The sequence below is a fragment of the Thermus aquaticus genome (genome assembly GCF_001280255.1).
Lineage (GTDB): Bacteria > Deinococcota > Deinococci > Deinococcales > Thermaceae > Thermus > Thermus aquaticus.
The window spans coordinates 1,502,691-1,522,335 of sequence record NZ_LHCI01000106.1 but is presented as its reverse complement, the minus strand read 5'-3'; the positions used below and the strand labels follow the sequence as shown (position 1 = coordinate 1,522,335).

The 19,645-nt window shown below is 68.5% G+C and carries 19 protein-coding genes; 12 read left to right on the top strand and 7 right to left on the bottom strand.

Annotated elements, in window-relative coordinates; all coding sequences use genetic code 11:
* Positions 1-60: 60 nt before the first annotated feature.
* Entirely contained in the window at positions 61-417 is a 357-nt protein-coding gene (locus BVI061214_RS09180) for a response regulator transcription factor (protein WP_003045568.1), read from the bottom strand.
* On the bottom strand, positions 395-3,289 hold the full coding sequence (locus tag BVI061214_RS09175) for an ATP-binding protein (protein ID WP_053768130.1): 2,895 nt from the start codon (positions 3,287-3,289) through the stop codon (positions 395-397). The genes BVI061214_RS09180 and BVI061214_RS09175 overlap by 23 nt, the downstream gene beginning before the upstream one ends.
* A 101-nt stretch (positions 3,290-3,390) precedes the next feature.
* Between BVI061214_RS09175 and BVI061214_RS09170 the strand changes: the two genes are divergently transcribed.
* The 3 genes from BVI061214_RS09170 to BVI061214_RS09160 are packed head-to-tail and all read left to right on the top strand — an operon-like array spanning position 3,391 to position 6,243.
* Entirely contained in the window at positions 3,391-4,536 is a 1,146-nt protein-coding gene (locus BVI061214_RS09170) for an acyl-CoA dehydrogenase family protein (RefSeq protein WP_053768129.1), read from the top strand.
* Between the two features lie 12 nt (positions 4,537-4,548).
* Positions 4,549-5,292: an electron transfer flavoprotein subunit beta/FixA family protein gene (locus BVI061214_RS09165; protein WP_053768128.1), complete on the top strand. Its 744-nt coding sequence runs from the start codon at positions 4,549-4,551 to the stop codon at positions 5,290-5,292.
* 9 nt (positions 5,293-5,301) lie between these two features.
* Entirely contained in the window at positions 5,302-6,243 is a 942-nt protein-coding gene (locus tag BVI061214_RS09160; RefSeq protein WP_053768127.1) for an electron transfer flavoprotein subunit alpha/FixB family protein, read from the top strand.
* A 140-nt stretch (positions 6,244-6,383) separates the two neighbouring features.
* Here BVI061214_RS09160 and BVI061214_RS09155 read toward each other — a convergent pair whose 3' ends face one another.
* Positions 6,384-6,761 carry a hypothetical protein gene (locus tag BVI061214_RS09155; RefSeq protein ID WP_053768126.1) on the bottom strand — a complete coding sequence of 126 codons (378 nt, stop codon included), beginning with the start codon at positions 6,759-6,761 and terminating at the stop codon, positions 6,384-6,386.
* Between the two features lie 70 nt (positions 6,762-6,831).
* Between BVI061214_RS09155 and BVI061214_RS09150 the strand changes: the two genes are divergently transcribed.
* Positions 6,832-8,394, top strand: a complete 1,563-nt coding sequence (locus BVI061214_RS09150; RefSeq protein ID WP_040684275.1) for an acyl-CoA carboxylase subunit beta — start codon at positions 6,832-6,834, stop codon at positions 8,392-8,394.
* Between the two features lie 150 nt (positions 8,395-8,544).
* Positions 8,545-9,216: a uracil-DNA glycosylase gene (locus BVI061214_RS09145; RefSeq protein WP_053768125.1), complete on the top strand. Its 672-nt coding sequence runs from the start codon at positions 8,545-8,547 to the stop codon at positions 9,214-9,216.
* On the opposite strand, the gene polX is transcribed toward BVI061214_RS09145, so the two are convergent.
* Entirely contained in the window at positions 9,194-10,921 is a 1,728-nt protein-coding gene (gene polX / locus BVI061214_RS09140; protein WP_053768124.1) for a DNA polymerase/3'-5' exonuclease PolX, read from the bottom strand. The genes BVI061214_RS09145 and polX overlap by 23 nt on opposite strands.
* Positions 10,922-10,944: 23 nt before the next feature.
* Between polX and BVI061214_RS09135 the strand changes: the two genes are divergently transcribed.
* The 3 genes from BVI061214_RS09135 to BVI061214_RS09130 all read left to right on the top strand — a co-directional run bounded on the left by BVI061214_RS09135 (position 10,945) and on the right by BVI061214_RS09130 (position 12,769).
* Positions 10,945-11,193, top strand: a complete 249-nt coding sequence (locus BVI061214_RS09135; RefSeq protein ID WP_003045587.1) for an HTH domain-containing protein — start codon at positions 10,945-10,947, stop codon at positions 11,191-11,193.
* Between the two features lie 176 nt (positions 11,194-11,369).
* Complete coding sequence (locus BVI061214_RS13305) at positions 11,370-11,510, top strand: hypothetical protein (RefSeq protein WP_169775285.1); 141 nt, start codon at positions 11,370-11,372, stop codon at positions 11,508-11,510.
* Positions 11,511-11,542: 32 nt separating this feature from the next.
* Positions 11,543-12,769 (top strand): aminopeptidase, encoded by a 1,227-nt coding sequence (locus BVI061214_RS09130; protein WP_053768123.1) that lies wholly within the window; start codon positions 11,543-11,545, stop codon positions 12,767-12,769.
* Positions 12,770-12,891: 122 nt separating this feature from the next.
* On the opposite strand, the gene BVI061214_RS09125 is transcribed toward BVI061214_RS09130, so the two are convergent.
* Positions 12,892-14,130 carry a PLP-dependent transferase gene (locus BVI061214_RS09125; protein WP_053768122.1) on the bottom strand — a complete coding sequence of 413 codons (1,239 nt, stop codon included), beginning with the start codon at positions 14,128-14,130 and terminating at the stop codon, positions 12,892-12,894.
* Positions 14,131-14,139: 9 nt separating this feature from the next.
* Positions 14,140-14,553 (bottom strand): universal stress protein, encoded by a 414-nt coding sequence (locus BVI061214_RS09120; protein ID WP_053768121.1) that lies wholly within the window; start codon positions 14,551-14,553, stop codon positions 14,140-14,142.
* A gap of 238 nt (positions 14,554-14,791) precedes the next feature.
* Here BVI061214_RS09120 and BVI061214_RS09115 point away from each other — a divergent pair, with 238 nt between their 5' ends.
* The 3 genes from BVI061214_RS09115 to BVI061214_RS09105 are packed head-to-tail and all read left to right on the top strand — an operon-like array spanning position 14,792 to position 17,113.
* A complete protein-coding gene (locus BVI061214_RS09115) occupies positions 14,792-15,640 on the top strand; it encodes an ABC transporter substrate-binding protein (protein WP_231623761.1) in 849 nt (282 codons plus the stop codon).
* Positions 15,633-16,379 (top strand): ABC transporter ATP-binding protein, encoded by a 747-nt coding sequence (locus BVI061214_RS09110; RefSeq protein ID WP_053768119.1) that lies wholly within the window; start codon positions 15,633-15,635, stop codon positions 16,377-16,379. Before BVI061214_RS09115 ends, BVI061214_RS09110 begins: the two co-directional genes overlap by 8 nt.
* The gene (locus BVI061214_RS09105; protein ID WP_053768118.1) at positions 16,364-17,113 is read left to right on the top strand and encodes an ABC transporter permease; all 750 of its coding nucleotides are present in this window, start codon (positions 16,364-16,366) and stop codon (positions 17,111-17,113) included. Before BVI061214_RS09110 ends, BVI061214_RS09105 begins: the two co-directional genes overlap by 16 nt.
* A 2-nt stretch (positions 17,114-17,115) precedes the next feature.
* Here the strand turns inward: BVI061214_RS09105 and hslO are convergent, their stop codons facing one another.
* On the bottom strand, positions 17,116-18,141 hold the full coding sequence (hslO, locus tag BVI061214_RS09100; RefSeq protein ID WP_053768117.1) for an Hsp33 family molecular chaperone HslO: 1,026 nt from the start codon (positions 18,139-18,141) through the stop codon (positions 17,116-17,118).
* 36 nt (positions 18,142-18,177) lie between these two features.
* Here hslO and cysS point away from each other — a divergent pair, with 36 nt between their 5' ends.
* Entirely contained in the window at positions 18,178-19,620 is a 1,443-nt protein-coding gene (gene cysS, locus BVI061214_RS09095) for a cysteine--tRNA ligase (protein WP_053768116.1), read from the top strand.
* The last annotated feature ends 25 nt before the right edge of the window (positions 19,621-19,645 follow it).

The window sequence follows — 19,645 nt, the reverse complement described above, 5'->3', positions numbered from 1 at the left end:
AGGAACCTTTTGCCGGGGCCCCCATGCTGGCCTGGGCCAACATGGGGTGGGATTATACCCTCAGGCTCCGGCCAGAAGGCGCTCCACCAGGGCGAGGAGGGCCTGGCCTTCAAAGGGCTTGCCCAAGAAGGCCTGGGCCCCAGCGGCCATGGCCTCGCTCTGGCTTTTGGCGGAGACGCTGGCCGAGAGGGCCAGGACCGGGGTGCTCCCTTGGGCCCGCACCTGGCGGATGACCTCGAGGCCCGAAACCCCCGGCATGACCAGGTCGCAGACCACAAGGTCATAGGCTTGCCCCAGCTTTTCCAGGGCCGCCTCGCCCGAAGGCGCCCAGTCCACCTGGTGCCCGGCCCGTTCCAGCATCCGCCGGACCATGTGGGCCACCAGGGGCTCGTCCTCAACCAGGAGAATCCTGGCCATATAGGGGTAGGATAACCCGGAAGAGGCTTCCCTTGCCCTCCTCGCTCTCTACCTCTATCCGCCCCCCGTGGGCCTCCACGATGTGCTTGGAGATGTAGAGGCCAAGCCCGGTGCCGGAAACCCCTCGGGCCCGGGCGTTCTCCGCCCGGCCAAAGCGCTGGAAGAGTTTGGGAAGATCCTCCTTCGGGATGCCAGGCCCGGTGTCGGCCACCTCCAAGGCCAGGGCTTCCTCCGTGGCGTAGGCCCTCAGGCTCACCCGGCCCCCGGGAGGCGTGAACTTGAAGGCGTTGGAGAGGAGGTTGCCCACCACCTGCACCATCCGGTCGGGGTCGGCCTCAAGGAGGGGAAGCTCCCCCACGTCCACCAAAAACTCCACCCCGGAAAGCCGGGCCACCCCGCTGAAGCTCTTGGCGAGCTCCAGAAGGAGAGGCCGAAGGTTCACCGGGCGCTTGGCCACCTCAAAGCGGCCCGCCTCGAGGCGGCTCGTGTCCAGCAGGTTGTCCACCATGGTCTTGAGGCGAAAGGCGCTTTCCAGGATAAACTCCACGGATTCCTTGGCGGAAGGGGGAAGCGCCTCCTCCCTTAGGAGCTCCGCCAGGCCCATGATGACCGCCAGGGGGGTCCTGAGCTCGTGGCTCACGGCGGCGATGAACTCCCCCTTCACCCTCTCCGCCTCCAGGTGGGGCCTCAGGTCCCGCAAGGTGACCACCACCCCGCCCACCCGGGGCTCGTGCAGGAGGTTCTGGCCCCAGGCGCTCACGGGGATAGGGGTGCCGTCGGCGTGGAGCACCTTGAACTCCGCCACCCGCACCACCCCGGGCTGGGCCAGAAGCTCCTGGAAGAGGGCCTCAGCCCTGGGCCGGTCCTCGGGGTGGACGAACTCCAGGGCCCGGATGGGGGCCCTCTTGTACCCCTCGGGATCGTAGCCCAGGATGTGGCGCACGCTTTGGGAGACGAAGCGGACCAGGCCCTCCCGGTCCAAAACGTAGACCACGTCCTGGGAGTGCTCAAGGAGGGCCTTGAGCTTAGCCTCCTCGGCCTCCAGAAGGGCCAAAAAGCGGGCCTTTTCCAGGATGAGGGCGAGGAGGGTACCCACCTGGCCCAGCCGGGCGAGAAGCCTCTCGGAAAAACGCCTCTCCCTGCGGTAGCCCAAGAGCAGGGCCCCCCGGAAGCTCCCCGCCCGGAAGGGGACCACCAGGGCGCCTTTCAGGCCCAGGGCCCCGGCGAGGGCGCAGTCCTCCGGCTTCAGGGCCTCCATCCCCAAAGGGGCCTCCTGGTCCAGGGCCCGCTCCAGCAGGTTGGGCCGGGGGAGGTCTTGGGGCAGGGCGCAGGTGGCGAAGAGGACCTCCGTCCGCCCGCCCTCCTCGGAAAGGAGGAGCCCCTCGTCGGCGGCGAAGGAGGCCCTGAGGCGCTCCACGATGGCCCGGCCCAGGGCCTTCAGGTCCCGCTCTTTGAGGGCCTCCTGGGCCAGGTCCACCAGGGCCTGGGTGAAGGCGGCCTGCTCCCTAAGGGCCCTCTCCATCCGGGTCCTCTCGGTGATGTCGTGGAGGACCAGGATCCTGGCCTCTCCCACCTTTCGGCCCCGGACGCTGTAGGCGTTCCCCCCCAGGGCGAGCTCCAGGCGGCCCCCCTCGAGGGCCGGGGCCAGCGCGGCGGGCAGGTCCTCTAGGGCCACCTCGGGCCCCGACGAGAGGACCTCCCGGGCCTTTCCGTTGGCGAAACCCCGCTCGCCGAAGAGGACCACCACGCCGTCCGGAAGCTCCTCCAGAATCTGGGAAAGCCGCTCCCGTTCGGCGGCCAAGGCCAGGGAGAGGGCCTTTTTCTCCCGAAAAAGCTCGGCGTTGCGGTAGGCCACCCCCGCCGCCTGGGCCAGAAGCTCCACGTAGCGGAGGTCCTCATCCCGCACCGGGCCGCCAGCGGGACCGTAGTCCATGGCCAGGACCCCCAGAACCCGGTCCTCGGCGAGAACGGGGACGAAGGCCACGCTGGGCCCCATGTCCTGGGCCACCTCGGGGGGCAGGGCCTCCTTGGGGAGGAGAAGGCTCACCTTCCCCCGGGCCGCCCGGGCCAGGGGATCGGGGGAGGAGGCGAGGCTTAGGCGAAGGCGGCTTCGCCCCTCCGTCCAGTAGGCCCTCCCCTCCTTCACCGTCAGGTACCCCTCCAAGACCTCACCCCGCACCAGGGCCACGGTGACCCGGTAAAAGCCGAAACGCTCCGCAAGGGCCCGGGCCAGGGTCTCCAGAACGGCCTCAGGCTCCAGAAGCCGCGCCACCTCCCGGGCCAAGGCCGTCACCTGGGAAAGGGCCTCGGCGTGCCGGGAAAGACGGCTTAGGGCCTGGTTGCGCTCGGCCATGAGCTCGCCGTTTTTTAGGGCCAAGGCGGTGAGCTGGGCCAGGAGGGGGAGAAGGGGGACGAGCCTTCCCGGAACGCCTTCCAGGCTCAGCACCCCCTTGGCGGCGAAGCGGGGGCAGGAAGGGCAGACCATGGCCCGGGTGGCCCGGGTAGCCCGGGGCCTCGCCACGCACCGCCTCTCGGGATCGGACCAACAGAAGCCCTCCTCCTCCCCCACCACGGGGAGGAGCCACTCCTCCCTGACCTTAAGGGGTCCCTCGCTGAAGAAGGCCTCCTGGACCGGCCCCGCCTGGTAAAGGGGCAGGGCGAGGGCGGAGACCGTGTAGTGCCGACCCCGACCCGAGGCCACCTCCCCCACCAGCTCCCGGGTCTTCGGCTGGAAGAGGAAGAGGGCCGCCCGCTCCACCCCCTCGTCCGTGGCCACCTCCAGGAGGTTCCTGAGGATCTGGGTGGGCTCGAGGTCCTTGAGGAGGGCCCGCTGAAACCGGGCCAGGACCTCCATCTGCCCTACAGGCCGCATCCTGCCCCAATGGTAGCATGGGGGCCAGGGTTGCCAGGGGCGGCGGAAAATCTTAGACTTGGTCAAAGGGAGAGGCCCCTGGCCCCAGGAGGAGGTGCGGGATGCCCATAGACTTCAGCCTCACGGAGGAGCAGAAGCAGCTCCAGGCCCTGGCCCGGCGCTTCGCCAAAGAGGTCATCATGCCCGTGGCCCGGGAATACGATGAGAAGGAGGAGGTCCCCTGGCCCATCATAGAGAAGCTCCATGAAGTCGGCCTCCTGAACGCCATTATTCCCGAAGAGTACGGGGGCATGGGCCTCAAGATGCTGGACGAGGTCATTGTGGGCGAGGAGCTGGCCTACGCCTGCATGGACATCTACACCATCCCCATGGCCAGCGACCTGGGCATCACCCCCGTCCTCCTGGCGGGCAGTGAGGAGCAGAAGGCGCGCTTTCTTAGGCCCCTCACGGAGAAGCCCGCCCTGGCCGCCTTCGCCCTAAGCGAGCCCGGCAACGGCTCCGACGCCGCCGCCCTCAAGACCAGGGCCGTGCGCCAGGGGGACCACTACGTGCTGAACGGCACCAAGATGTGGATCTCCAATGGCGGTGAGGCCGAGTGGGTGGTGGTCTTCGCCACCCTAAACCCCGAGCTCCGCCACAAGGGCGTGGTGGCGCTGGTGGTGGAAAAGGGCACCCCCGGCTTCCGGGCGGTCAAGATCCACGGCAAGATGGGCCAGCGGGCCTCGGGTACCTACGAGCTCGTCTTTGAGGACGTGAAGGTGCCCGTGGAAAACCGCCTGGGCGAGGAAGGGGAGGGCTTCAAGATCGCCATGCAGACCCTCAACAAGACCCGCATCCCCGTGGCGGCGGGGAGCGTGGGGGTGGCGCGGCGCGCCCTGGACGAGGCCAAAAAGTACGCCAAGGAGCGGGAGGCCTTTGGCAGGCCCATCGCCGAGTTCCAGGCCATCCAGTTCAAGCTGGCCGACATGCTGATGGGCATAGAGACCGCCCGGGCCTACACCTACTACGCCGCCTGGCTGGCGGACCAGGGTCTGCCCCACGCCCACGCCAGCGCCATCGCCAAGGCCTACGCCTCAGAGGTGGCCTTTGAGGCCGCCAACCAGGCCATCCAGATCCACGGGGGCTACGGCTATGTGCGGGAGTTCCCCGTGGAGAAGCTCCTCCGCGACGTGAAGCTCAACCAGATCTACGAGGGCACCAACGAGATCCAGAGGCTCATCATCGCCAGGCACGTGCTTTCGGAGTAAAGGGGGTAGGGAATGAAGTTTGTAGCGGTGATCCGACAGGTTCCAGACGGGGAAAGCCGGCTCAGGATCCAGGAGGGCAGGGTGGACCTCTCCGGGGCCACCCTGATCCTGGACCAGATGGACGAGTACGCAGTGGAGGAAGCCCTCCGCCTCAAGGAGAAGCACGGCGGGGAGGCCATCGTGGTGGGGTTCGGCCCCGAGCGCGCCGAGGAGGCCATCCGCACCGCCTTGGCCATGGGCATGGACCGGGGGGTCCACGTGGTCTTTGAGGGCTTCGCCGACCCGGTGGCGGTGGCCGAGGCCCTAGTCCCGGTGCTGCAGGAGGAGGCTCCCACCCTGGTCCTCACCGGGGGACAGCAGGCGGACTGGGATAGCCAAGCCCTAGGGGCAGCCCTGGCCGAGGGCCTGGGGGTGCCCGTGGTGGCCTGGACCACGGTCATAGAGCTGGAAGGAGATACGGCCAGGGCCAAGCACGACCTGGACGAGGGAGCCGAGTGGGTGCGGGTGCGGCTTCCCGCCCTCTTCACCACCCAGCAGGGCCTCAACGAGCCCCGCTACCCCACCCTGCCCGGCATCATGAAGGCCAAGAAAAAGGAGGTCCGCAAGGTCCAGGCTGAGGTTAGGCCCAAGGTGGTCCTCCTCTCCGAGGAGATCCAGGAGAAGGCGCGTTTGGGCAGGATTCTGGACGGCAAGGACCCGGTGGCGGCAGCGGAGGAGCTGGTCCGGCTTCTTCACGAAGAGGCCAAGGTCATCTAGGAGGGCGAGATGGTTCTGGTAGTCCTGGACCACGACGGCAACAAACTGCGCAAGGGAACCCTCGAGGCCCTGACCCGGGCCCGGAGGCTGGCCGAGGGCCTAGGGGAGAAGGTGGCCGGGGTGCTCCTGGCCGAGGAAGGGGCGCCTTTAGAGGAGGCCAGGAAATACGTGGACATCCTCTACACCGCCACCCTGGGCCCCTACACCGCCGAGCGGTGGGCGGCCGGCGTGCTGGCGGCGGCCAAGGAGGGGGCCAAGGCGGTGGTGGTCCCCTCCAGCCGGCAGAGCCGCACCTACCTGGGCCGGGTGGCCTACGCCCTGAAGGCGGGGCTTCTGGAGGACACCCTGGACTCCTCCCTGGAGGGGGGCGAGGTCCACGCCACCCGCTACGCCTACCTGAACCGGGTCACGCAAAGGGTGAAGGCCCCCCTCCCCGTGGTCCTCACGGTGAAGCCCAACACCACGCCCCTGGCCGAGCCCCTGGGGACCTCGGCGGAGGTGGTGCCCCTATCGGTGCCCCAGGTGCCCACCGTGGAGGTGCTGGAAAGGGTAGCGGAGGAGAAGAAGGGGGTCTCCCTCACCGAGGCCAACGTGGTGGTCACTGGCGGCCGGGGCATGGGCGGCCCCGAGGCCTTCAAGCTGGTGGAGGAGCTGGCCGCCCTCCTGGGCGGGGCCGTGGGGGCCACCCGGGCCGTGGTGGACGCCGGCTGGCGGCCCTACGGCGAGCAGGTGGGCCAGACGGGGAAGACGGTCCAGCCCGCCCTCTACATCGCCCTGGGGGTCTCCGGAGCGGTGCAGCACCTGGCGGGGATGAACAAGAGCAAGTACATCGTGGCCGTCAACAAGGACCCCGAGGCCCCCATCTTCAAGCACGCCGACTACGGCATCGTGGGGGACGTGCACCATGTCCTCCCCGCCCTCATTGAGGCGGTGAAGAAGCTCAAAGACTAAGGGGCCCCCATGCTGGCTTGCGCCAGCATGGGGTGGTATTAAGTGCCCGCGCTTTAGTTTCGCAACATGGGGTGCCCAAGTCTGGTCTTTGGAAGGGCTTTTCTGGGCCCCCCGCCGTGGCTCTTGCCACGGCGGGGTACTTAGGCCTGGCCTTCCCCGGAGGGAGGCGGGGCCTCTTCTTTGGCCCCTTTCCCGGGGGTCCTAAGGAAGCGCAGGAGGAGGTAGGCCAAGAGGAGGACGAGAAGCAGGCCCACCACGTAGGGCCAGGCCGCTCCGCCCGAGACCTCTGGCGCCTCCGGCAGGCTGATGGGGGGCGCCGGGGTCTTGGAGACCTCCTCCTCCACCTTGCCGAGCCTCTCGGAAAGGGCCTTCAGGGTCTCCCCCTGGGCCTGGACCTGGGCCTCGAGGGCGCTCACCCGGGAGGCCAAGCCCCGGTAGGCCTGGTAGGCCCCATACCCCGCCCAGGCCAGGAGCAGGACCAGCACCAAAGCCAGAATCCAACCCCACGCGCGCCGCATGGTTACCTCCTTTCCGGGCCGGGGCCAGGCCCTCTCCGAAAACCCTCCCTAGTGTATCATGGCCCCCAAGATGGCCGATAACGCCAGGCTTCTCTTGGACGAGCTTCTGGCCGAACTGGAGGAAAGGCGGCGGAAGGTGCTCATGGGGGGCGGCCCGGAGCGCCAGAAGAAGCAGCACGAGCAGGGCAAGCTGACCGCCCGGGAGCGAATAGACCACCTCCTGGACGAGGGAAGCTTCGTGGAGCTTATGCCCTTCGCCGAGCACCTGGAGACTGGGCTCATGGAGGGCCTCGAGGCCCCCGCCGACGGCGTGGTCACCGGCTACGGCACCATCGGCGGCCGGTTGGTCTTCGTCTTCAGCCAGGACTTCACCGTCCTCGGGGGCTCCCTGGGCAAGATGCACGGCCGCAAGATCGCCAGCCTCATGGACCTGGCGGCCAAGGTGGGGGCCCCGGTCATCGGCCTCAACGACTCCGCCGGGGCCCGGATCCAGGAGGGGGTAGACAGCCTCTCCGGCTACGGGGAGGTCTTCTACCGCAACGCCATCTACTCCGGGGTCATCCCCCAGATCTCCGCCATCCTGGGCCCTTGCGCCGGCGGCGCCGTCTACAGCCCCGCCATGACCGACTTCGTCCTCATGAGCCGCCGGGCCTACATGTTCATCACCGGCCCCGAGGTCATCAAAAGCGTCACCAAGGAGGAGGTGAGCTTTGAGGCCCTAGGTGGGGCCGACGTCCACATGGAAAAAAGCGGCGTGGCCCACCTGGAGGGCGAGGACGACCGGGAGGTCCTGGACCTCATCAAAAAGCTCCTCAGCTACCTGCCCCAAAGTAGCCGGGAGAGGCCCCCCGTCCTGGAGCCCCAGGACGACCCCCACCGCCCGGTGCCCGAGGTCCTGGACATCGTCCACCCCGACGCCAAGAGGCCCTACAACATGCACGCCCTCATACGGGCCATCCTGGACGGGGGCGAGTTCCTGGAGATTCAGCCCCGCTTCGCCCGCAACATCATCGTGGGCCTGGGGCGGCTCGGGGGCTACCCCGTGGGGGTCATCGCCAACAACCCCCGCTTCATGGCCGGGGCCCTGGACATCAACGCCTCGGACAAGGCGGCCCGCTTCATCCGCACCATGGACGCCTTTGGCATCCCCCTCCTCACCTTCGTGGACGTGACCGGCTTCCTGCCCGGCGTGGCCCAGGAGCACGGGGGCATCATCCGCCACGGGGCCAAGATGCTCTTCGCCTACGCCGAGGCCACGGTGCCCAAGATCACCCTCATCGTGCGCAAGGCCTATGGGGGGGCCTACCTGGCCATGAACTCCAAGGACATGGGGGCCGACGTGGTCCTGGCCTGGCCCACGGCGGCGGTGGCCGTCATGGGGGCGGAAGGAGCGGCCAACATCGTCTTCCGCCGGGAGATCCAGACCTCGCCAAACCCCGAGGAGACCCGCAGGAAGAAGATTGAGGAGTACCGCAGGGCTTTTGATAACCCCTGGGTGGCCGCGGGCCGGGGCTACATTGACGACGTGATTGACCCCGCCGAGACCCGCCGCCTCCTCTACCGCCACCTAAGGATGCTCTGGGAGAAGAAGGAAGAGCGCCCCTGGAAGAGGCACGACAACATCCCCCTGTAGCGGAGGCCCGGACCTACGACCAAAGTTCTAAAGTGCCCACACTTTGGTTTCGCAACATGGAATGCCCAAGTTGGGGCTGAGGCCTGCCCCTTCGCAAGCCCCTACTGAGGGCTTTCCCCACCAAGCCCCCCTTTCCGGGGGGCTTCTTTTATGCTGGAGGCCGTGGACCTGGAGTCCTTCGCCCGGGAGCTTATCCAGTGCCGCCTCTGCCCCAGGCTCGTGGCCTGGCGGGAAGGGGTGGCGGGGAAGAGGCGGGCCTTTCGGGAAGAGGCCTACTGGGCGAGGCCCGTGCCCGGCTCCGGGGACCCTAGGGCCAGGATCCTCCTCTTCGGCCTGGCTCCCGGGGCCCACGGCGCCAACCGCACCGGCCGCCCCTTCACCGGGGACGCCTCCGGAGCTTTCCTCTACCCGCTTCTTTACCAGGCCGGCCTCGCCAGCAAGCCCGAAAGCCTCCCCGGGGACGACCTGAGGCTCCATGGGGTCTACCTCACGGCCGCGGTGCGGTGCGCGCCGCCCGACAACCGGCCCACCCCCGAAGAGCTCCGGACCTGCGCCCGCTGGACGGAAGTGGAGCTTTCCCTCCTCCCTGAGCTTAGGGTCTTCCTGGCCCTGGGCCACATCGCCCACCAGGCCCTCCTCGCCCACTTGGGCCTCAGGAAGCGGGACTTCCCCTTCGCCCACGGCCGGGTCTACCCCCTGGAAGACGGGCGCTACCTGGTGGACAGCTACCACGTCTCCCGGCAGAACACCCAGACGGGGCGGCTAACCCGGGAGATGTTCCTCGAGGTCCTCCTCCTGGCTAGGCGCCTCGCCGGGCTTTGAGCCAGGCCGTAAGCTCCCGGTAGGAGAGCGTGTTCAGGACCCTTTCCGGGCCGATCCAGGCCCGCTTGGCGGTCCCCACGGCCAGCTCCATGAAGCGGAGGTGGTCCAGCTGGTGGGCGTCGGTGGAGAGGCTCACCCATAGGCCCATCCCATAGGCCATGCGGGCCAGATCGTCGGGCAGGTCCATGCGGTCGTAGTAGCCGTCAATCTCCACCGCCACCCCCCGCTCCAGGGCCTTCTGGAAGATGGCCTCCCAGTCCGCCTCTATGGGGGGCCTGCGGCCGATGAGCCTGGCGGTGGGGTGGGCCAGGACGTGGACAAAGGGGTTCTCCAGGGCCTTGAGAATGCGCCGGGTCTGGTCGGCCTTGGGGAGCTTGAACTGGGAGTGGATGGAAACGAGGACGATGTCTAGCTCACGCAGGACCCAGTCCGGGTAGTCCAGGGAGCCGTCGGGCCGGATGTCCACCTCGGCCCCCGCCAGGAGGTAGGGGGGGCCGTGGGCCTCGTTGAAGCGGCGGATGGCCTCTATCCGCTTTAACGCCTCCTCCGCCGAGGGCCCCCCCGCCACCCGCACCGCCGGGGAGTGGTCGGTGACGGCCAGGTACTCGTAGCCCAGCTCCCTGGCCGCCTGCCAGAGCTCCTCCAGGGTGTTCTGGCCGTCGGAGTAGGTGGAGTGGACCTGGAGGTCCCCCTTTACCTGGGAAAGCTCCAGAAGCCGGGGAAGGGCCCCCCTCTGGGCCGCCTCAATCTCCCCGTGGTCCTCCCTCAAAGGCGGGGGGATGAAGGGCAGGCCCAGGGCGGCGTAGACCCCCTCCTCGGTCTCGCCGGCGATCCGCTCCTCGCCCCGGAAGACCCCGTACTCGGAAAGCTTCAGGCCCATCCCCTGGGCCAGGGCCCGGAGGCGGATAGAGTGCTCCTTGCTGCCCGTGAGGTACTGGAGGCCCGCCCCGTAGCTCTCCTCCGGCACCACCCGGAGGTCCACCTGGAGGCCGTTTTTTAGAAAGACCGTGGCCCGCTCCCTGCCCTTGGCGTAGACCTCCTTCACCCCGGGCAGGGCCACGAAGCCCGCCACCACCTTCTCCGGCTCGAGGCTCGCCACCAGGTAGTCCAGGTCCCCCACGGTGTCCTTGTAGCGGCGAGCGGAGCCGCAGAGCTCCGCCTTTTTCACCCCGGGGAGGGCCCGGATCTGTTCCAGGAGGTTTCGCGCCAGGGAGAGCACCGCCCCCAAAGGCCGCCGCTTGCCCGCCGCCTGGGCCAGGAGGAGGCCCTCCTTGATGCGCTCGGCCTTCTTGGCCCCGAAGCCCTTGAGCCTAAGGAGGTCCCCCCTCTCCAGGGCCTCCTTGAGCTTCTCCAGGGAGTCTATGCCCAAGGCCTCGTAGAGCCCTCGGGCGGTCTTGGGCCCCACCCCCGGGACCTCCATGACCTCGAGGACCCCCCTCGGCACCTTCCCGCTCAGCTCCTCGTGCTTCTTCACCCGGCCCGTGGCGAGGAACTCCAGGATCTTGTCGGCCAGGTCGGGGCCGATGCCGGGAAGCTCCAAGAGGGCCTCCTTGCCCTTCTTGGCGATCTCCTCTATGGGGGTGTCCAGGTCGTAGAGGGTGCGGGCGGCCTGGTAGTAGGCCCGGACCCGGAAGGGGTTGTCCCCCAGAAACTCGCTCATGAGCCCGATCTCCTCAAAGACCCGGGCCAGCTCCTGGTTTCTCATGGCTTCACTATATACTTGGAGCGGTGCCCAGGCCGGACCGCTTCCGCAAAGCCGTGGTGGCCCTCCTCAAGGAGGCGGGCCGCCCCATGCACTACGCCGAGATCGGCCGCCACCTGAAGGAGACGGGCCTATGGGCAGAGGTGCGGGAGCCGGAGAAGATCGCCAAGGTGCGCCTCTCGGCCCTGGCCCGCTGGGAGCGGAGCCCGGTGGTGGCCCTGGGCGAGGGCCTTTACGCCCTCAGGGAAGAAGGCGGTACGAGGCCAGAACCTTGAGGTAGTTGGCCCGCTCAAAGGCGGCGGGCTCGGCCACCTTCTGGTAGCCCAACACCCCCTGCATCTCCTTCACGCTCCCGTACTCCTTATTCCTCCATGAAGGCCCTTAACCTTCACCTCTTCCCTACCCTACCCCCGCCCTGGGGTGAGGAATGTCCCGGGGATAAGATGAGGGCATGCTGGGTCCCTGGCGCTACCTTCTGGCCCTGGTCTTCCTCCTCCTGGCCCTCTTCTTGGAGGAAGCGCGCCCCCTCTTCCTTCTCCTCTCCGGTCTCGCCCTCCTTCTGGGAAGGCCTAGGTCCTGCCCCCGCCCTTGACGAAACCCCCCTGGGGACGAAGACTTAGGGGCGTGGACGCCTTCACGGAAAACCTCAACAAGCTGGCCGAGCTGGCCATCAGGGTTGGGCTCAACCTGGAAGAGGGCCAGGAGATCGTGGCCACCGCCCCCATAGAGGCGGTGGACTTCGTGCGCCTCCTGGCGGAAAAGGCCTACGAGAATGGGGCAAGCCTCTTCACCGTTCTTTATGGGGATAACCTCATCGCCAGGAAGCGCCTGGCCCTGGTGCCGGAGGCCCACCTGGACAGGGCCCCCGCCTGGCTGTACGAGGGCATGGCCAAGGCCTTTCACGAGGGCGCGGCCCGCCTGGCGGTGAGCGGCAACGACCCCAAGGCCCTGGAGGGCCTTCCCCCTGAGCGGGTGGGCCGGGCCCAGCAGGCCCAGAGCCGGGCCTACAGGCCCACCCTCTCCGCCATCACCGAGTTCGTCACCAACTGGACCATCGTCCCCTTCGCCCATCCGGGCTGGGCCAAAGCCGTCTTCCCCGGCCTCCCGGAGGAGGAGGCGGTGCAGAGGCTCTGGCAGGCCATCTTCCAGGCCACCCGGGTGGACCAGGAGGACCCCGTGGCCGCTTGGGAAGCCCACAACCGGGTGCTCCACGCCAAGGTGGCCTTCTTGAACGAAAAGCGCTTCCACGCCCTCCACTTCCAGGGGCCCGGCACGGACCTCACCGTGGGCCTGGCCGAGGGGCACCTCTGGCAGGGTGGGGCCACCCCCACCAAGAAGGGGCGGCTTTGCAACCCCAACCTGCCCACGGAGGAGGTCTTCACCGCCCCCCACCGGGAGCGGGTGGAGGGGGTGGTGCGCGCCAGCCGCCCCCTGGCCCTCTCCGGCCAGCTGGTGGAAGGCCTTTGGGCCCGGTTTGAAGGGGGCGTGGCCGTGGAGGTGGGCGCCGAGAAGGGGGAAGAAGTCCTCAAGAAGCTCCTGGACACCGACGAGGGAGCGAGGCGCCTGGGGGAGGTGGCCCTGGTACCCGCAGACAACCCCATCGCCAAGACCGGCCTCGTCTTCTTTGACACCCTCTTTGACGAGAACGCCGCCAGCCACATCGCCTTCGGCCAGGCCTACGCCGAGAACCTGGAAGGCCGCCCCAGCGGGGAGGAGTTCCGGCGCCGGGGCGGCAACGAGAGCATGGTCCACGTGGACTGGATGATCGGCTCCGAGGAGGTGGACGTGGACGGCCTCCTCGAGGACGGCACCCGCGTCCCCCTCATGCGGCGGGGGCGTTGGGTGATCTAAAGGCCCGAGCGCTTACCGGGGCGGCCTCTTACGGCCGCCCCCTTTTCGTCCTTTGGGGCGAGGGCGAGAGAAGTGCTTTTGTGCGAATATTCACGATTCTTCCCGCTCGTGCCTTATCTCTCCTATACAACCTCAAGGGCCTCCCGGAACATCCCCAGGAGGTCCTCCGGGGCCTCGAGGCCCACGGAAACCCGCACCAGACCGGGCGTCACCCCCGCCTGGAGCCTCCCCTCCTCGGGGAGGCGGCTGTGGGTGGTGGTCCAGGGGTGCACAAGGAGGGTGCGGGCGTCCCCCAGGTTGGCGGCCTTGGGCAGGGGGATGGCCCTAAGGAAGCGGCTCGCCGCCTCCTGGCTCCCCAGGTCCAGGGTGAGCATGGGCCCGAAGGCGCTCAGGTACTTCCGAGCCCGCCCGTGGGCGGGGTCCCCCTCTAGCCCCGGGTAGCGGAGGGCCTTCACCTTGGGGTGGCCCTGGAGGCGCTCGGCGAGGAAGTGGGCGGTCTCGCTCATCCGCGCCACCCTCAGGGCCACGGTCTCCAGGCCCTGGAAGAGGAGGTAGGCGTGGAAGGGGGAAAGGGCCATGCCCAGGAGGGAAAGGCCCAGGGTACGGACCCGCTCGGGGTAGCACCGCCCTCCCAGGGCCTCCCAGGGCACCTGGCCCCGGGGGTCCTTCTCCAGGAACTGGGGGTAGCGGGCCCAGAGCGCCGTGTCCCGGGAGAGGACGGCCCCGCCCAGGACCGAGCCGTGGCCGCTGGCCCACTTGGTGAGGCTTTGCACCACCACGTGCGCCCCCCACCTGAGGGGCCGGCAAAGCGCCCCCGCCGCCCCGAAGGTGTTGTCCACGATGAGGGCCACCCCCTTCTCCTCGGCCAAGGAGGCCAGGCCCTCGAGGTCCGGGATGTAAAGGGCGGGGTTGGCCAGGGTCTCCACGAAGATGGCCCGGGTGCTGGGGCTAAGGGCCTCCCGCACCCGGTCGGGCTCGGGGTCCACGTACCGAACCCGCACCCCCATGAGGCCCAGGACCTGGCCGAAAAGCCCGATGGTCTGGCCGAAAAGCCCCCTCGCCGCCACCACCTCGTCCCCCTGGCGCAGGAGGGCCAAAAGGGCGGCGAAGGTGGCCGCCTGGCCGCTGGCCAAGGCCACGGCGTAATCCGCCCCTTCCAGGGCCTTGAGCCTTTCCTCCAGGGCCCTGGCCGTGGGGTCCTTCTGCCTGGCGTAGACGTAACCTTCCCCAGTGGCGAAGCGCTCCGCCCCCTCCTCCAGGGTCTTGAAGCCGTAGGCGGCCACGGCGTAGATGGGAAGCCCCAAGGCCCCATGGGGGTCCTCGGGGAGGCCGGCGTGCACCGCCAGGGTCTCGTACTCCATCCTGCCCTCCTAGCGCACCAGAAGCACGGGACAGGGGGCCTCGGCCACCACCTTCTGGCTCTGGCTTCCCAGAAAGAGGCTCCCCACCGCCCCCAGGCCCCGGGTGCCCATGACGATCAGGTCCGCCTTCTCCCCGATGGCCGCCTGGAGGATGGCCTCCGCCGGCCGCCCCTGCAAAAGGAGGGCGTCCTCCCGGGGAACCCCGGTCAGGGCCATGGCCTCGGCCCGAACCTTCTCCGCCCGCTCCAGCCGCCTCTTCAGGGCCTCTTCAAAAAAGGGCTCCCCTAGGTAGTCGGGCACGGGCTCGTAGGCGTGGACCACCAGAAGCCTCGCCCCGTGGGCCTGGGCCTCGGCCTTGGCCACCGCCGCCGCCCGCTTGGCGTGGTCCGAGCCGTCGTAGGCCAGGAGGATGGTCTTGAACATGAGGCCATTTTACCCAAAACAGCGAAAAGGCTCGCTACCGCCTCGGTTGGACATATATACCCTTGACAGGATGAAGCTCATAAAGCACTATGACGGTATGGAATGCTGCCTGGATCGGCGTAGGGTGGTGCAGGGGCTTACGGGACTGGCCCTGGGAGGGTTAGGATTGGCACAACGGGGAAAAAGACGCCTGCGGCTAGCTTTTTGCTCCCAGCTCCTGTGCATTGTCCCCTATGAAGTGGCCCTGAGGCGGGGCTACTTTGCCGAAGAGGGCCTCGAGGTGGAGCTGGTCTACGCCCGGGGAGGAAGCCAGGCCCTGCAGTTTTTGGTGGGGCGGGCGGTGGACTACGCCGCCACCAGCCTGGACGCGGCCCTCCAGGCCTACCAGCAAGGGGCCCCCATCCTCCGCTTCTGTTCCACAGGCCGCCTCCCTCTCTTCGCCCTGGCCGCCGGCCCCAAAAGCGCCATCAAGGGCCTCAAGGACCTGGAGGGGAAGGCCGTGGGGGTTTCGGCCCTGGGCAACGCCGACCACGTCCTTTTGGTCTACCTCCTGAAAAAGGCCGGGGTGGATCCAAAGCGGGTGCAGTACGCCACCTTAGGCCCCAACCTCTACGAGGCCCTCAAAGCTGGGCACGTGGAAGCGGGAATGGTCCAGGAGCCCGCCCTCACCCTCCTCAAGGAGGCCGGGGGGCGGGAGCTGGTGAACCTCATGGACCTGAAGCAGGCCCGGGCTTACCTGGGCGGCCCCTACGAGTTCATGGGGGTGGCGGTGCGGCGGGAGGAGCGCCAGGGAAGGCTTGAGGAGATGCGGGCCATGGCCAGGGCCCTGGAGAAGGCCCTCCGCTTCATCCACGCCGCCAACGCCCGCCTCATCGCTGACACCCTGCCCAAGGCCCTGATTGCGGGCGGGGACGAGGAAAGGCTCCGGGGGGTGATTGAGCGCTACCGCAAGGACCTCTACCCCACAGGGGTGCGGATTGACCTGGAGGCCGCCCGCCGGGTAGCGGAAAGCCAGGTGGAGGCGGGCCTCCTCCCCCCCTCCTTCCGGGTGGAGGGGCTTTTGGACCTGGAGGTGCTGGGTGCTTGAGGTCCGGAACCTGGCCTTAGGCTACGGGAAGGTCCCCGTCCTGGCAGGGGTGAGCCTCCACGTGGCCGCGGGGGAGTTCGTGAGCCTGGTGGGGCCTTCGGGCAGCGGCAAGAGCACCCTCCTTCGGGCCATCGCCGGTCTCCTGAAGCCCCTTTCCGGGGAGATCCGGCGGGGGTTTCCTAAAGAGGCCCTGGGCTTTCTCTTCCAGGAGGATGCCCTCCTTCCCTGGCGCACCGCCCGGCAAAACGCCGCCTTGGGCCTGAGGATCCGCGGGTGGCCCCGGGAGAAGGCCCTGGAGGAGGCCGAGGCCTGGCTTTCCCGCCTGGGGCTTCAGGGGCTTGGGGACCGCTTTCCCCACGAGCTCTCCGGGGGGCAAAGGAAGCGGGTGGCCCTGGCCCAGGTCCTGGCCCTAAGGCCCCGCCTCCTCCTCATGGACGAGCCCTTTTCCAGCCTGGACGCCATCCTGCGCATGGAGATCACCCGCGACCTCCTCCGGCTGGTGGAGGGGGAGGGGATCTCCGTCCTCCTGGTGACCCACGACCTCGAGGAGGCCCTAGCCCTCTCCGACCGGGTTTACCTCCTCTCCCAGGGGCCCAGGGCCCGCATCGCCAAGGAGTACCCCGTTCCCTTCCCCAGGCCCCGGGACCCGGTGGGGGTGCGGAGCGACCCCCGCTTCGGCACCCTTCTTAAGAGGCTGTGGCAGGATCTGGAAGAGGTGGCCCTATGCGCCGCGTCCTAGGGGTTTTCGGTCTTCTCCTCCTCTGGGAAGGGCTTTCCGTCTCGGGGCTGGTAAACCCCCTCTACGCCCCACCCCCCCACGAGGTCCTCCTCACCCTTTGGGGCTTCCTCGCCAGCGGCGAGGCCTGGCCCCACCTCCAGGCCACCTTCAGCGCCGCCCTCTTGGGGCTTTTCTGGGGGATCCTCCTTGGGGGGGCCTTAGGCCTTCTCGCCGCCTTCAGTTCCCTCGTCGCCGACCTCCTGGAGCCCGTCATGCTCCTCCTCAACGCCATCCCCCGGGTGATCCTCGCCCCCCTCTTCGTGATCTGGCTCGGCATCGGCCTGGCCTCCAAGGTGGCCCTGAGCCTGGTCCTGGTGGCCGTGCTCATCTTCTTCGCCGTCTACGGGGGGGTGCGCAACGTGGACCCGAGGCTCGTGGAAAGGGTCCGGACCCTGGGGGGCGGAAGCCTATGGCTCCTGAGGGAGGTCTACCTCCCCTCCCTCGCCGCCTGGGTCCTCTCCTCCCTGAAGGTGGCCGTGGGCTTCGCCTTCACCGGAGCGGTGGTGGGGGAGTTCGTGGCGGCCAGCCGGGGCTTAGGCTACCTCCTCTCCTTCGCCCAGAGCACCTACAACGCCAAGCTCTCCCTGGCCCTCATCGCCCTAATCGTCCTCTTCGTCCTCTTCCTCTTCTTCCTCTTTGAGCGCTTGGAGCGCCACCTCCTCCGCTGGCGGCCGCAAGTGGGCGGGCAGGGGTAGGGCTAGGCCTCGGCCCGCCTCTCCGAGGGGATCTCCACCTTCCGCCCGCAACGGCAGGTCTCCCCCTCTATGCGGAAAACGCTCCCGTCCGCCCGGGGGTAGAGCCAAAGGGCCCCGCAGTCCGGGCAGCGGACCTCGGCCACCAGGGAACGGATTTCTTCCGGGCTAAAGCGGTAGGCTTCCCCGCACCAGTGGCAGACCACCTCCGCCCCTCCGTCCTTCACGATCATGTCCTCCCGCTCCTCGGGGGTGAAGAAGACCAGGGCCTCCAGGGCCTTTTCCCGGCTACAACGGCACTGGAAGCGGACCGGGATCTCGTTTTGGGCGTAGCCCAGGGCCCTCAGGTCCGTGGGCGCGTAGCCGAGGCCCTGGAAGATGGCCTCCAAAGCCCCCTCCAGGCCCTTCTCCTTGAGGAGGGGCGTGAGGCCCTGAAGCCCCGCCAGGTTGGCCTCGAGGCGGGCCACCACCTCCTCGGGGGCCCCGGGCATGACCTGAACGGCCACGCCCCCCGCCACCTCCACCTCGCCTTCCCCGTGGACCCGCACCCCCAGGAGGACGGCGGAGGGGATCTGCTCGGACTGCCAGAGGTAGTGGGCCAGGTCCTCGGCGATCTCGCCGGAGACCAGGGGCACCGTGCTGGTGTAGATCTCCCCGTTGGGGAGGCTCCGGTCCACCCGCAGGACCCCGGGCCCCAGAAGCTCCCCCACGTTGAGCTTGCCGTCTTCCCGCAAGGGCGCCTCCGCCTTCGGGTTTTTCACGTAGCTCCTCACGTGGCCGAAGGCGTCGGCCTCCGCCACCAGGCCCCCCAGGGGCCCCGCGCCCTCTATGCGCAGGGTGAGGCGCTCCTTGGGGGTCTTGAGGAGGAGCTGGGCCAGGAGGAGGGCCCCGGTCATGGCCCGGCCCAAGGCGGCGGTGGCCGTGGGGGAAAGGCCGTGCCGAAGCCTGGCCTCCTCCACCACGTCCGTCGTGTCCGCCGCCACCACCCTCAGGTTCCCGTCCCCGGCAAGTCCCCTCAGAATCCGCCCCATACCCCGCCATTTTGCCACAACCCCTATAATCGCCCTATGGGCCTCGTCATCTACGACACGATGCAAAGGAAGAAGGTCCCCTTTGAGCCCGCCACCCCGGGGCACGTGGGCATCTACGTCTGCGGCCCCACTGTCTACGCCGACCCCCACCTGGGCCACGCCCGGGGCCCCATCGTCTACGACGTCTTGCGGCGCTACTTCCTCCACAAGGGCTACAAGGTCCGCTTCGTCTCCAACATCACCGACGTGGGCCACCTGACCGAGGACGACGAGGGCGAGGACAAGGTGGCCAAACGGGCCAAGCTGGAAAAGCTTGAGCCCATGGAGGTGGCGGAGAAGTACACCTGGAGCTACTTTGACGCCATGGCGGCCCTGAACGTCCTGAGGCCCTCCATCGCCCCCAGGGCCTCGGGCCACATCCCCGAGATGTGGGAGCTCACGCAAAAGCTCCTGGAGCGGGGTGTGGCCTACGTGCGGGAGGGGAGCGTCTACTTCCGGGTCCGGGCCTTCCCGGAATACGGCAAGCTCTCCGGCAAAAGGCCCGAGGAGCTCAGGGCCGGGGCCAGGGTGGAGGTCCGGGAGGAGAAGGAGGACCCCCTGGACTTCGCCCTGTGGAAGGCCGCCGAGCCCGGCCACCTCATGCGCTGGAAGAGCCCCTGGGGGGAGGGCTACCCCGGCTGGCACATTGAGTGCACCGCCATGAGCCTCAAGTACCTGGGGGAGGGGTTTGACCTGCACGCCGGGGGGATTGACCTCCAGTTCCCCCACCACGAGTGCGAGATCGCCCAGGCGGAGGCGGCGGGGTACCGCTTCGCCCGGCACTGGATGCACCACAACCACGTCCTCCTGGAGGGGGAGAAGATGGCCAAGAGCACGGGAAACCTGGTCCTCCTCCACGACCTTCTCCGCGCCCACGAGCCCATGGCCGTGCGCTTTTACCTCCTGCAGACCCACTACCGGAGCCCCATGGACTTCACCTTTGCGGGCCTCGAGGCCGCCAAGAAGGGCTATGCCCGCCTCCTGAACGCCTACCGGGAGGTGCGCGCCCGCAAGAAGACCGCCCCCAAGGGCACCACCCCCGAGCTGGAGAGGGCTTTGGAGGCCCTGGAGAAGGGCTTCATGGCGGCCATAGAGGACGACCTCTCCACCCCTGAGGCTCTGGCCCAGTTCTTCACCTTCCTCCCCGAGCTCCACCGCCTCCTCCCCGAGGCCAGAGAGGAGAGCCTAAGGCGGGCGGAAGAGGCCTTCCACACCCTGGGGGAAGGGATCCTGGGCCTCTTCCCGGAAAGGGTCCTGGAGGAGAAGCTCTCGGGGCCTCTCCTCGAGGGCCTCATCGGCCTCCTCCTAGAGCTGAGGGAAGAGGCCCGGCGGGCCAAGGACTACGCCAAAAGCGACCTAATCCGGGACCGGCTCAAGGCCCTGGGGGTCATCGTGGAGGATACCAAGGAAGGCCCCAGGTGGCGCATAGAGGCGCTGTGAAATGACCCCGCCGCCCTTGGCGGCG

Bases quoted from the DNA above. Each gene is read 5' to 3' on its own strand.
- BVI061214_RS09150 (WP_040684275.1), top strand. From the start codon at position 6,832: ATGGCCGATAACGCCAGGCTTCTCTTGGACGAGCTTCTGGCCGAACTG.
- BVI061214_RS09175 (WP_053768130.1), bottom strand. From the start codon at position 3,289: ATGCGGCCTGTAGGGCAGATGGAGGTCCTGGCCCGGTTTCAGCGGGCC.
- cysS (WP_053768116.1), top strand. From the start codon at position 18,178: ATGGGCCTCGTCATCTACGACACGATGCAAAGGAAGAAGGTCCCCTTT.
- hslO (WP_053768117.1), bottom strand. From the start codon at position 18,141: ATGGGGCGGATTCTGAGGGGACTTGCCGGGGACGGGAACCTGAGGGTG.
- BVI061214_RS09145 (WP_053768125.1), top strand. From the start codon at position 8,545: ATGCTGGAGGCCGTGGACCTGGAGTCCTTCGCCCGGGAGCTTATCCAG.
- BVI061214_RS09105 (WP_053768118.1), top strand. From the start codon at position 16,364: ATGCGCCGCGTCCTAGGGGTTTTCGGTCTTCTCCTCCTCTGGGAAGGG.
- BVI061214_RS09125 (WP_053768122.1), bottom strand. From the start codon at position 14,130: ATGGAGTACGAGACCCTGGCGGTGCACGCCGGCCTCCCCGAGGACCCC.
- BVI061214_RS09155 (WP_053768126.1), bottom strand. From the start codon at position 6,761: ATGCGGCGCGCGTGGGGTTGGATTCTGGCTTTGGTGCTGGTCCTGCTC.
- polX (WP_053768124.1), bottom strand. From the start codon at position 10,921: ATGAGAAACCAGGAGCTGGCCCGGGTCTTTGAGGAGATCGGGCTCATG.
- BVI061214_RS09165 (WP_053768128.1), top strand. From the start codon at position 4,549: ATGAAGTTTGTAGCGGTGATCCGACAGGTTCCAGACGGGGAAAGCCGG.
- BVI061214_RS09120 (WP_053768121.1), bottom strand. From the start codon at position 14,553: ATGTTCAAGACCATCCTCCTGGCCTACGACGGCTCGGACCACGCCAAG.
- BVI061214_RS09170 (WP_053768129.1), top strand. From the start codon at position 3,391: ATGCCCATAGACTTCAGCCTCACGGAGGAGCAGAAGCAGCTCCAGGCC.
- BVI061214_RS09160 (WP_053768127.1), top strand. From the start codon at position 5,302: ATGGTTCTGGTAGTCCTGGACCACGACGGCAACAAACTGCGCAAGGGA.
- BVI061214_RS09180 (WP_003045568.1), bottom strand. From the start codon at position 417: ATGGCCAGGATTCTCCTGGTTGAGGACGAGCCCCTGGTGGCCCACATG.
- BVI061214_RS13305 (WP_169775285.1), top strand. From the start codon at position 11,370: ATGCTGGGTCCCTGGCGCTACCTTCTGGCCCTGGTCTTCCTCCTCCTG.